The following is a 12,190-nucleotide window of genomic DNA, read 5'->3' as shown; positions in this document are numbered from 1 at the left end:
TTACTGGATTCTGATTCTTGGATCGACAATACTCATGATGATATCTGACAGCAGCGTACCGATCAAGGTCGCTAGTCCTAAGATCAATGTCAGTGAAGTGATCACGGCATAGTCCCGTTGGACGATACTATCGATAAACAGTTTTCCGACACCTGGGTAAGCGAAGATTTTCTCAATAACCACAGAACCTGCGATCAATGATGTGATCTCGTAGCCCATTTGTGATGCGATCGGCAACGATGCATTCCGGAAAACGTGACGTGAGAAGACTTTATTCGTTGGTACCCCTTTTGAACGAGCGGTACGAACGAAATCCAATGATTTCGAATCAATGACTTCACTTCGCAAGTATTGGATCGTCACTGCTGTTCCTAATAATGCAGAAGTGATCGCCGGTAATAGTAGGTGATACAAGCGACTCCAAAACTCAGCCATGCCGCTGACCCCCGGTGCAACGGAACCACCCGTTGGGAACCAAGCCAATCGGTAACCGAAGATGAACAATGCGATCAACGCAAAGATAAACAACGGTACGGCGAAACTGAAGAAGTTGTAAACAACGACGACTTTATCAAGCAATGAATTTTGGTAACGTCCTGCCCACATCCCTAAAGGAATGGCAATCACGTAAGTCAAAATGACCGTCAATAAAGATAACCACAATGTATTGCTGATACGTCCTGCTAATAACGTTGAAACAGGTAATTTAAAGATGAAACTTTGACCAAAGTCCCCTTTTAAGGCATTTCCGATCCAACGGAAATATTGGGTATACCATGGGTCATTCAAACCAGCGGCTTCACGCATCCGCTCAATAACAGCTGGATCTTGGTTTGGATTGATCAAACCGGTAAATGGATCCCCAGGCATTGCTTGTGCGATCAAGAAAATCAAGATACTCAAAATAATGACTTGCGGGATCATCAACAACAAACGACGTAGAATTGTTTTCCACATTATTCAGCACCCCCGTTTTTCAATGCGACTTGGTGCGACTCGGTGATTTTACGCAAGTCATACACTCTGCCAGTTTCGTCGTAGTAATCTTTTTGATGGGTCACATATTCCAACTCGACCTTGCGGCGGTTTTCTTTGTGAGCATCGCGATTTTTTACGTCGATTTGAGGAATCGCTGATAATAAACGTTTTGTATAGATGTGACGCGGGTCTTGATAGATGTCTTCCCGTGTCCCGATCTCAACGAAGCGGCCTTTATACATGATGGCGATATTGTCACACATGTGTTTTACGACCCCTAAGTCATGAGAGATGAATAAGAAACTTAAGCCAAATTCTTGCTGGATCCGTTTCATAAAGTTCAGTACCTGCGCTTGAACGGATAAGTCAAGGGCTGAAACCGGCTCATCGGCGACGATCAGTTTTGGATTGGATGCTACCGCGCGGGCAACCCCTAACCGCTGACGTTGTCCACCAGAGAACTCGTGAGGATATTTGTATAGGGCATCTTCTGGCATCCCAACGATATCCAGAAGGCTTTTCACTCGTTTTTTCTCTTCTTGATCGCTTAAGCGTTCAAAGTTGCGTAATGGTTCGGCGATAATGTCTACCACGCGTTTTTTAGGATTCAAGCTGGACATTGAATCTTGGAAAATCATTTGGACATCTTTGTTGTAGTTCATTTTTTTGCGGACGGAACGTTTGGTCACGTCTTGCCCGTCATAAATGATTTCGCCACTGGTGATTTTTTCTAACCCAACGATGGCTTTCCCCGTCGTGGATTTACCAGAACCAGACTCACCAACCAATCCGTAGGTTTTTCCTTTTTCTATGATGAAGTCCACACCGTCAACGGCATACACATGGTCTGTGACGCGGTTGAAAAATCCGCTGCGAATAGGATAGTGGACTTTCAGATCTTTAATTGTAATTAATTCTGTCATCTACACTTCTCCTTCTTCGTCTCTAAAATGAAAATGCTTGTAGCATGTGCAACGGACCAAATGATCAGGTGCTACTTCATGCAAGACTGGGTTTGCTTCGTGGTCGCTTTCAGGAATCCAAGGAATCCGTGCGGCAAACCGACAACCCGTCCGTGGCATATTTTTCAATGAAGGAACTACGCCTTCGATCACGTGCAGTTCACTGTCTTGTGAATTTTCTTGAGGGATCGAGTTAAGCAATGAGCGGGTGTACGGATGTTTCGGATTGGCAAACAACTCTTCGGCTGTTGCGACTTCCACAAACTGACCCCCGTACATCACGGCTACTCGGTCGGCCATCTCTGCTACGACACCTAAATCGTGGGTGATCAAAATGATCCCCGTCTGTGTTTCTTCTTGCAAATCTTTTAGTAGATCAAGGATCTGTGCTTGGATCGTCACGTCCAACGCGGTCGTTGGTTCATCCGCAATAATGATTGGTGGTTTACAAGCAATCGCGATCGCAATGATGACCCGCTGACGCATCCCACCAGACAATTCATGAGGGTATTGACGTCCTACTCGCGGTGGATTGGGAATCCCCACTTGTTCTAATAATTCTAATGCTCGTGCTTGACGCTGTTCGGCGGTCATATCCGTATGGTAGGATAACCCTTCTTTGATTTGATCTTCGATCCGCATCAAAGGATTCAGTGCAGACAATGGATCTTGGAAAATCATCCCAATATCATTTCCGCGAATTTTGTTGTACAGCGTTTCGTTTAAGTTTGACAAGTTTAAATCTTTATATAAGATTTCTCCGGTGATTTTCGTGTTGTTTGGGTCATGCAGCCCCATGATCGTTGTAGCTAACGTACTCTTGCCGCAACCAGATTCTCCTACGATCGCTAAGATCTCATTGCGATCCAGTGTAAAAGAAATACCATCTACTGCGTCATAGTAATCGTCTTTAATACGAAAACCTGTGTGAAGGTTTTGAACATCTAGTAATTGATTATCTCTGGACAATCGAATACCCCTCTCTACTTTCTAAGATGTCTTGCAATTTAATGTAAAAAAAGAAGGAACATGCATTTCATTTCCAAAAGCTTTCTTAACATTGTATAATATATTCTTAATAATTATATAGAAATGCCACCAATAATGCAAGTCCCAGAAAAGTTAATACACTGAATTTTCAGAAAATTTACATTATGCTTTCAACGCCGTCATGTCAGGTTTAACGACCGTTTTTTAGATTTCACTACCAAAGAAAAGCCGCTCAAAATCACTGCGGATCAATTATGAGAAAGAAAGAGCTAAGTCATCTAGGACTTAGCTCTTATGTCTGTCTTAAGCAAGATGGCTTGAAATATAATCAACCGCTCCACCGACTGTTTCGATCTGCTCGGCATCTTCATCAGAAATCTCGGTACCAAATTCATCTTCTAGTTCAAGGACGAATTCCATCACACTGATCGAATCAGCGTTCAAGTCGTCTTTAATGCTCATCGTATCCGTTACGTTCTCTGCGTCAATTTCAAAATGATTGGCGATCACGACCGCAACTTTCTTGAATACTTCATCTCGTGTCAACTGGCTTCACCTCCACGCGTTTGCACAAAACATAGAATGGCTAACAAACATTGTACTGCTTTCTATGCTTTTTGTCTAGATATTTTTGCAATTTCATTACAATCATTGCATTATGATTGCGTTTCGTCTTTGTCAGTCGGCATTTCTTCAAAATGGTCGACCAATTGTGCCACGACATCTGTCGCTAACATCGTATGGATCTGCTTGATGGTGTACGCCACCGCTTCTGGTCCTGTCGCACCATGGGTTTTGATGACTGGGGCTTTCAACCCAAACAATACGGCACCGCCGTGTTTCGCATAATCCATTTCATTTTTCACTTTCCGCAACGCATCTTTTAATAATAATGCGCCTAATTTCCCTTTGGCACCAGAATCGAGAATCGATTGTTTCAACAGCGCCATCAAATTCAAGGCGGTTCCTTCGATCGATTTCAAAACAGCATTTCCAGTAAAGCCATCTGTCACGACGACGTCAGCTGCACCATCCAATAATTCCCGAGCCTCGACATTGCCGATAAAGTGGATCGTCGGGTCTTGCGAAAGCAGTTCAAAGGCTTTTTTCGTTAATTCACTGCCTTTGGTTTCTTCCGTTCCGTTATTTAACAAGCCGACCCGTGGTCGATTGATCCCGCGAACTTTTTGGGCATAAAAGGACCCTAAGACGGCATAGTTTGCCAAATGCTCTGGTTTATTGTCGGCATTGGCACCTAGATCCAGCATGTCAAAGCCAGCATCTTTGCCGATCACTGGCATCGTGGACATCAATCCGGGACGGTCGATCCCTTTGATCCGACCGACGATAAACAAACCAGCGGCTAATAAGGCACCAGTATTTCCAGCTGAAAAAATCGCATCTGCCTCACCATTTTTGACCGCTTGTGCTGCCAAGACCATTGAGGCGGTTTTTTTTCGTCTGATCGCTTTGACAGGCTCATCATCACTATTGATTTTTTCATCCGTGTGGATAATGGTGACATTTTTATCATCCGTCATGTATTTTTTGATTTCATTTTCTTTTCCGTAAAGGAGGAATTCAATCTCTGGAAAGTCTTTTTTTGCCAGCATGACTCCTTCTACGATCGCTTTTGGGGCGTTGTCTCCGCCCATTGCATCAACAGCAATCCGCATCTCGCTGCCACTCCCTTCATTTTCCCAATCAGTATAGCATATTCTTTAATCAAAAAATTGTTTGTCTGCTTTTTTTGCTGCTAAATAGTTTGCCAATGCCGAAAATTCTGGCAACAGCTGCCAGCCATTTTTTTGCCAAAGCTGGGCAGCTTCGACTTGTGCCACTTCTAGAATATGGGCATCCGCGACCAAATCGGCAGCCGCAAACTCTGGCAAGCCCGATTGTCGATTGCCGAAGACTTCTCCTGGTCCTCGCAACTGCAAATCTTTTTCGCTGACTACAAAGCCGTTGGTGGTTTCTGTCATGATCTTCATTCGCTCGACCCCTGTCTCATTCTTCGGGTTTGCGATCAATATACAGTAAGAAGCATCAGCACCGCGCCCTACCCGTCCACGCAATTGATGAAGCTGGGCTAACCCGAAGCGATCGGCGTCAATGATCAGCATCACTGTCGCATTGGGGACATTGACCCCTACTTCGATGACCGTCGTGGAAACCAAGATCTGCAGTTGATTTTCTTTGAAAGCTTCCATAATGCTGTCTTTTTCTTGATTCTTCATTTTCCCATGCAGCATTCCCACTTGATAAGTAGGAGAAAAGTAACTTTGTAGCTGCTCGTAAATCTCCGTGGCATTCTTGACATCCAGCATTTCGGATTCCTCGATCAAAGGACAGATGACATACATCTGATGCCCTTGTGCCAATTCTTTTTGCGCCCACTCTAAGATCGATTCAAACTGCGGCGGACGGACCCAGCGAGTCTCTACAGGAATCCGTCCTGCTGGCATCTCATCGATCACCGAAACATCCATTTCGCCATAAGCCGTGATCGCTAATGTACGAGGGATCGGTGTGGCGGTCATAAAGAGCACATCAGGCAGATAGCCTTTTTCCCGTAAGACTTTTCGCTGATTGACCCCAAAACGGTGTTGTTCATCGGTGATGACTAAGCCAAGATGTGCAAAGTCCACGCCTTCTTGAATCAGCGCATGGGTCCCAACGATGATGTCGATCTCCCCGGCTGCTAATTGTTCTAAGATGACTCGCCGTTCTTTTGGTTTGGTCGAGCCTGTCAAAAGAGCGGTGGTCACTTCTAAGGGGTCAAAGAGCTGATTCAAGCTTTCTAGGTGCTGCTGGGCCAAAATCTCAGTCGGCACCATCAGTGCGCCCTGAAAGCCAGCCGTCATCGTGGCATAAAGGGCGATCGCCGCCACGACTGTTTTTCCGCTTCCTACGTCTCCTTGCAAGAGTCGCTGCATGTGCTGCGGACTTTTCAGGTCATGGCAGATTTCATTGGTCACGCGCTTTTGCGCATTCGTCAATTCAAAGGGCAGTTTACGAGTAAATTCTTTCAAGCGTTGCACATCATAATCGATCGCTAAGCCGTTTTTCTCGGCTTTTTCGCTTTTCTTCAGTCCTTGGATCTGCATTTGGAACAAAAAGAACTCTTCAAAAATCACCCGACGCTTCGCTTGATGACTCTCTTGGGGATCTTTAGGAAAGTGCATCGCAAACATCGCGGATTTCCGATCCAACAAGCGATATTTTTCGATCAATGACAAAGGCAAGATCTCTGTGATCTGATCACCAAAATCATGGAATGCCTGTTTGATCAGTTCGATCAATACACTTTGACGCACGGCTTTATTGACATGATAAATGGGGGCAAAGTCTTCGCCGCTTTTGCTGCCAAGAATCTTCATCCCCGTCAGTCCTTTGCGTTTGGCGTCCCATTTGCCATAGACGGCGATCTCTTCTGAAACCTCTACTTTGTCCTTCAAATAAGGCTGATTAAAAAAGGAGACATTAAAGACATCGTGGTCTTGCATCATGCGAAATTGCAACCGACTTTTTTTATAGCCAAAGCGATTGACGACCGGCGGGGAAACGACGATCCCCTTGATCGTTACTTTTTCTTGGTCTTGAATCTCCGCTAATTGCCGTTCTTGAATGTCTTCATAACGAAACGGATAATACTTCAGCAGGTCTTCAATGGTTTCGATCCCTAAACTCGCCAAGTCTTGGGCGCGTTTTTCTCCGACACCCTTTAATACCGCAAGTGGCTGATTCAGCATAGGTACCCTCCTTTTCCAAAATGATTTTGTTTATTGCAGAGATTCCTGCATTCATAGAAAAAGACGGAGCCAAAAATCATCTACGATTTTTGCCCCCGCCGCCTAATTTGTTTATTCTGCTGAGAAAAGATACGGATAAACTGGCTGATCGCCTTGATGGATCTCTACTTCGATCTCAGGATGCAGCTCAACGATCGCTTCTTCAATTTTTGCTGCTTCTTTGGCTTTGCCTTCTTCACCGATAATGATGGTGACGATCTCAGTATCTTCTGTGATCATTTTTTCTAAGGTAGTCATGGAAGCAGAGAAACGATCAGGAACAGAAACGACGATTTTGCCGTCGACCATTCCTAAGAAGTCGCCTTCTGTGATTTCGATGCCATCAATTGATGTATTACGGATCGCATGAGTCACTGATCCGCTGACAACACTTGCTAAGACATCAGTCATCGCTTGCTGATTTTCAGCTAGTGTGGATTGCTCGTGGAAGGCTAGCATCGCCGTCATCCCTTGTGAGATCGTCCGTGTTTCAACAACCGCTACTGGAATCTCGGAAACTTCCGCTGCTTGCTGCGCAGCCATAAAGATATTTTTGTTGTTCGGTAATACGATCACTTGATCAGCATTGACTTCATTGATTGCCACCAAAATGTCTTCTGTACTTGGGTTCATCGTTTGGCCACCACTGATGACATAAGAAGCACCCAGGCTAGTGAACAATTCTTTCAAGCCTTCGCCAGCCGCGATCGCGATGATCGCAAATGGTGTCCGCGGACGTTTTACTGGTGCAGTTTTTGCTTCTTGCTGATCGTGTTCCAAGATCGTTTCATGCTGAAGACGCATGTTGTCAACTTTGATTTTCACCAATGAGCCGAATTTTTGACCATAATTCATGACTTCGCCAGGATGTTCCGTATGGACATGGACTTTGATGATCTCATCGTCGTTGACCACTAATAAGGAATCCCCTAACTCATTTAAGTAATTACGGAATGTTTCATAATCAAATTCACTATCTACAGTCGGACCTTCACCGATCTTCACCATGATTTCTGTACAGTAACCAAAGGTGATATCTTCTGTCGCTAAGTGTCCTTGAACGCTGCGATGATGTTCGGCATTGACCATTTCGTCCATAGCCGCTGGGGAAGGTTCGAAGATTTCATCGGCTGGGTATTCCCCAGTCAACGCATTTAAGAAGCCTTCATAAATGAACAACAATCCTTGACCGCCGCTATCTACCACGCCGACTTCTTTTAAGACGGGCAATAGATCTGGGGTTTTCGCCAATGAACGTTTTGCACCGTGAACCACGGCTTTCATCACTTCGATACAATCATCGGTAGTTTGTGCTTTTTTCTCGCCATATTCAGCTGCGATGCGTGCCACAGTCAAGATGGTTCCTTCCACAGGTTTCATGACTGCTTTATAGGCGGTTTCTACTCCATGAGTAAAGGCTTGAGCCAATTCTGGTGCAGTGAGTGTTTCTGCGGTCGGGATAGCTTTAGAAAAACCGCGGAACAATTGAGACAAAATGACGCCAGAATTCCCACGTGCGCCCATCAATAGTCCTTTTGAAAGTGTAGCGGCAAGATCGCCGACGTTTTCTGAAGTCGCATCTGCGACCGCTTTTGCTCCACTGGTCATGGATAGATTCATGTTTGTCCCGGTGTCTCCATCTGGAACAGGAAACACATTCAATGAGTTGACAAACTCTGCATTAACTTGTAGACGAGCCGCGCCTGCCTGCACCATTTCTTGAAACTGACTTGCGCTGATATTCGTTACCTTCACTTAGATAGTCCTCCTTAAAATCATCCGCCATAAACGGATCCCTTGCCTAATCTGGCAGTACACGTACGCCTTGAACAAATACATTTACCGAGTTCGCAGATACACCTAGCATCGTTTCTAAGTTGTATTTCACTTTTTCCTGCACGTTGCGGGAAACTTCGGAAATCTTTGTTCCATAGCTGACGATCGTGTATACATCCACTGCAATGCCGTTTTCTTCTTGGCGGACAACGACACCGCGAGAATAATTTTCTTTTCGTAAAATTTCATTGATGTTATCTTTGATTTGTTTCTTGCTAGCCATACCAACAATGCCGAACACATCTGTTGCTGCGCCTCCGACCACTGTTGCAATGACTTCATTGCTGATTTCAATAATACCTGATGAGGTTTGAATTTTTACAGCCATTTTATAGCCTCCTTCAATGGGCATGACCCATCTTTCTTCTTACATATTTTATCATAGCTGTACCGCAAATAAAAGGATGAGACATATGAAAAGGGGCTTTCTGACCAAACGTCTTGCATTTCGACCTTGTTTAATTTACAATGTTTACTGGGAAAAGTCAATGTTTCTTGAAAATTACTCTTGCTTTTTTCACCTTTCTGTGATAAATTCAGATGGTATGAGCTGAAATAGCGCTCCAACATCAAGGCAAAGGAGGAAATAACCACATGGCTAAAGTTTGTTACTTTACTGGACGTAAAACTGCAAGTGGAAACAATCGTTCTCACGCAATGAATGCGACAAAACGTACTGTGAAACCTAACTTGCAAAAAGTTCGCGTTATGATTGACGGAAAACCTAAAAAAGTTTGGGTGTCAACTCGTGCTTTGAAATCTGGAAAAGTTGAGCGCGTATAATTAGACCTTTTCGGCCGTTCGTTTTGAACGGCTTTTTTTGTACCCTTTTTTCTTTGGTGCGCTTTCACTTAGGTTTTCATTAAAGAAAACAGGTCTTTGTTTTTTTAATCGATTCACCTGTGGTAAACTAAGAAAAAATTGATAAAGAACAGGTGACTTCTTGTGACGAAAATAAAAACATTTGCCAAACAACATTGGCCTTATATGCTTGCTAGTTTCTTCTTGCCGTTTCTTATCATGGCAGTGATCTATTTGACCATCGGCATCTACCCTGGCAGCAGCCGCAGTGTCTTAGCCAGTGATGCCTTTTCGCAATTCTCAAACTTTCATGCCAGCTTTCGCAATATGCTCTTAGGCAAGCAAAGTATCTTTTATACATGGAATGCCTCTTTAGGCTTGAATTATCTGGCACTGATCTCCTATTACTTAGGCGGGATCTTCACTCCTCTGGTCTTGTTTTTCCCAAATCAGCTGATGCCAGATGCGTTGTACTTCTTGACCTTGATCAAGATCGGCAGTGCGGGCTTGGCGTTTTGGTTTTATGCCAGCCAAACCTTTAAGATCCAACGTTGGCAGCATGTGACCTTAGCCGTCTGTTATGCCTTGATGTCCTTCATCACCGCCCATTCGGAACTGATCATGTGGCTTGATGCCATGATCTATCTACCGCTAGTGATTTTAGGTATTGACCGTTTAGCGAAAAAGAAAAAACCAGTCGTGTTATTTATCAGTTATCTGCTGTTATTTTTATCCAGTTTTTACATGGGCTTTATGATCGGTCTCTTTTCCGTAATGTATTTCTTGGTTCAGTTGGGCCGCAACTGGAAGCAAGCTCGGGGGGCGATCATCCCTTACGGCATCACCTCCTTGTTAGCTGGCGGCGCCTCAATGGTAATCATCTTACCTGCCTTATTGGATTTGCGCTCAAACGGGGAAGAATTAACAACGATTTCTTCCTTTAAAACCGAAGCCACCGATGTCTTTGATCTCGTGATGAAAAACATGATCGGTGTTTACGATACGACAAAATACGGCTCCATTCCCTTCATCTATATCGGTTTATTGCCGTTGCTGTTGTGTATTTTATATTTTGTTTCGAAGAAAATCCGCTTGAAGGATAAATTCTTATACGCTGGCATGTTTGCTGTTTTGATCGCCAGTTTTTATATCGTGCCGATGAATCTTTTTTGGCACGGGATGCATGCCCCAAATATGTTCCTTTTCCGTTATGCCTATTTGTTCTCCTTCTTAGTGATCATGCTGGCGGGATACGGGTGGGAGCAGCTGCAGCAAAAAGATCGCGGATTGTTTCTCATTATTGGTCTTTCTACGATCGTGGTGTTTGCCCTCTCCTACGCATTGAAAGGACCTGGAACCTATGAATATGTTTCCGCTACTTCTTTTGCGCTAACGATCGTATTCTTTGTTCTTTACTTGTTATGTATTGGGTTCGGGCAATTAGGTCTTTTAACACAAAAACGAGTGACGATCTTGATGCTGATCTTCGTCTGCGGAGAAATGGCCGTCAATACCAGCGGCATGGTTCGCGGAATTTTGAATGATTGGAACTATGCTTCTCGTAGTTTGTATACAGAACCTTATCCGGACATCAAAAAACTAGTCACTCAAGCCAACGAAGACAATGATACCTTTTTCCGATTAGAAAACCTTGATCCTGTTTCTTCCAACGACAGTATCAATTATGGTTACAGCGGTGTCAGCATGTTTTCTTCGATCCGTAACCGCAATTCCTCAAGCTACCTGGATAAGCTGGGCTTTCGGTCCCGCGGCACCAATTTAAATATCCGCTATCCGAATAATACCTTGCTGATGGATGCTTTTACAGGGATCAAATACAATATCTCCAAGCCAAATCTCACCAAATACGGCTTTCAACGTGTGGGGGAATCTGGTGAATACAAGCTCTATGAAAATCAAAATGCGTTACCGCTAGGTTTCTTGGCTGAACCAACCATTGAATCGATTGAACAGCCGCAAAACGACAACTTGACGAGCCAGAAAAATCTTTTCAATGGCTTGGCGGATTTAAATTTAGAGTATTTTGCCTTTCAGCCGATCACGGTGATCCATAGTAAAAATACAGATATCACCAATGACGGCATGTATATGAAATTTACCGAGCAAGAAAGCAATGTCGCAAAAGAAGTGACTTGGCAAGTGGAGGTTCCAGCGAACTCGCAAGCATACTTGAGTCTTTTCCCTGCCAACTTTGGGGAATTGGAAAGCTCATCTGCTACCGTGACAGTCAACGGTCAGCAGCGAGAAACGCAAATCAGTATCAACGGTCAATACTACGACTTAGGGCACTATGAGACCGATACGACGGTTCAATTCACCGTCAGCTTCTACGGAACGCCTGAAATCTCCTTCCAAAACCCGCAAGTCGTGACCTTGGATACCAACGCTTACCAACAAGCAATTGATGCGATCCAAGATCGAGGGGTCGCTATGACGGTCGGCAAACGCAGTGCCAAAGCCGATATCACGACTGAAAAAGAGCAGCAGCTTGTAACGACCATCCCTTATGACAAGGGCTGGACTGCTACGCTTGACGGCAAAGAAGTTCCAATCACCGCCTTTCAAGACGGCTTTATCAGTGTGACGATCCCAAGTGGCACCCATCACTTGGAACTGTCCTTCTTGCCGCAAGGCTTTGTTATCGGTGTTTGCTTGTTCTTCGGCTGCATCGCATTGTTTATCCTGTTTGCTTGGTTTTACCAGAAACAAGTAGCCAAAAAGCAAGTTTTAGACGACCAACGTCAACTCATGGATCAACCACCAGAAACCTAATCGAAAAAGAACCAACTCGTCTTTTTGAGGCGCTCCCCA

Annotated in this window: 10 protein-coding genes; 2 read left to right on the top strand and 8 right to left on the bottom strand. The window is 44.4% G+C overall.

What is annotated here, in order from left to right; translation table 11 throughout:
- The 8 genes from opp4B to A5878_RS01675 all read right to left on the bottom strand — a co-directional run bounded on the left by opp4B (position 1) and on the right by A5878_RS01675 (position 8,885).
- Complete coding sequence (gene opp4B / locus A5878_RS01710) at positions 1-957, bottom strand: oligopeptide ABC transporter permease (protein WP_005227132.1); 957 nt, start codon at positions 955-957, stop codon at positions 1-3.
- Positions 957-1,901 (bottom strand): ABC transporter ATP-binding protein, encoded by a 945-nt coding sequence (locus A5878_RS01705; RefSeq protein WP_005227131.1) that lies wholly within the window; start codon positions 1,899-1,901, stop codon positions 957-959. The genes opp4B and A5878_RS01705 overlap by 1 nt, the downstream gene beginning before the upstream one ends.
- Entirely contained in the window at positions 1,902-2,909 is a 1,008-nt protein-coding gene (locus A5878_RS01700) for an ABC transporter ATP-binding protein (protein ID WP_005227130.1), read from the bottom strand.
- Positions 2,910-3,233: 324 nt separating this feature from the next.
- Positions 3,234-3,476, bottom strand: a complete 243-nt coding sequence (gene acpP / locus A5878_RS01695; protein ID WP_005227129.1) for an acyl carrier protein — start codon at positions 3,474-3,476, stop codon at positions 3,234-3,236.
- A 110-nt stretch (positions 3,477-3,586) separates the two neighbouring features.
- Positions 3,587-4,606 (bottom strand): phosphate acyltransferase PlsX, encoded by a 1,020-nt coding sequence (gene plsX, locus A5878_RS01690; RefSeq protein WP_086294429.1) that lies wholly within the window; start codon positions 4,604-4,606, stop codon positions 3,587-3,589.
- A gap of 45 nt (positions 4,607-4,651) precedes the next feature.
- Positions 4,652-6,682, bottom strand: a complete 2,031-nt coding sequence (gene recG, locus A5878_RS01685; protein WP_086294428.1) for an ATP-dependent DNA helicase RecG — start codon at positions 6,680-6,682, stop codon at positions 4,652-4,654.
- Positions 6,683-6,793: 111 nt separating this feature from the next.
- On the bottom strand, positions 6,794-8,476 hold the full coding sequence (locus A5878_RS01680; protein ID WP_086294427.1) for a DAK2 domain-containing protein: 1,683 nt from the start codon (positions 8,474-8,476) through the stop codon (positions 6,794-6,796).
- Positions 8,477-8,522: 46 nt separating this feature from the next.
- The gene (locus A5878_RS01675; protein ID WP_005227125.1) at positions 8,523-8,885 is read right to left on the bottom strand and encodes an Asp23/Gls24 family envelope stress response protein; all 363 of its coding nucleotides are present in this window, start codon (positions 8,883-8,885) and stop codon (positions 8,523-8,525) included.
- A 266-nt stretch (positions 8,886-9,151) separates the two neighbouring features.
- Here A5878_RS01675 and rpmB point away from each other — a divergent pair, with 266 nt between their 5' ends.
- Positions 9,152-9,340, top strand: a complete 189-nt coding sequence (gene rpmB / locus A5878_RS01665) for a 50S ribosomal protein L28 (RefSeq protein ID WP_005232504.1) — start codon at positions 9,152-9,154, stop codon at positions 9,338-9,340.
- 162 nt (positions 9,341-9,502) lie between these two features.
- On the top strand, positions 9,503-12,151 hold the full coding sequence (locus tag A5878_RS01655; protein ID WP_086294426.1) for a YfhO family protein: 2,649 nt from the start codon (positions 9,503-9,505) through the stop codon (positions 12,149-12,151).
- Positions 12,152-12,190: the final 39 nt, after the last annotated feature.

The sequence above is a fragment of the Enterococcus sp. 3G6_DIV0642 genome (assembly GCF_002140635.1).
Taxonomy (GTDB): Bacteria; Bacillota; Bacilli; order Lactobacillales; family Enterococcaceae; genus Enterococcus_D; species Enterococcus_D casseliflavus.
This window is presented reverse-complemented; position numbering and strand designations above follow the sequence as displayed.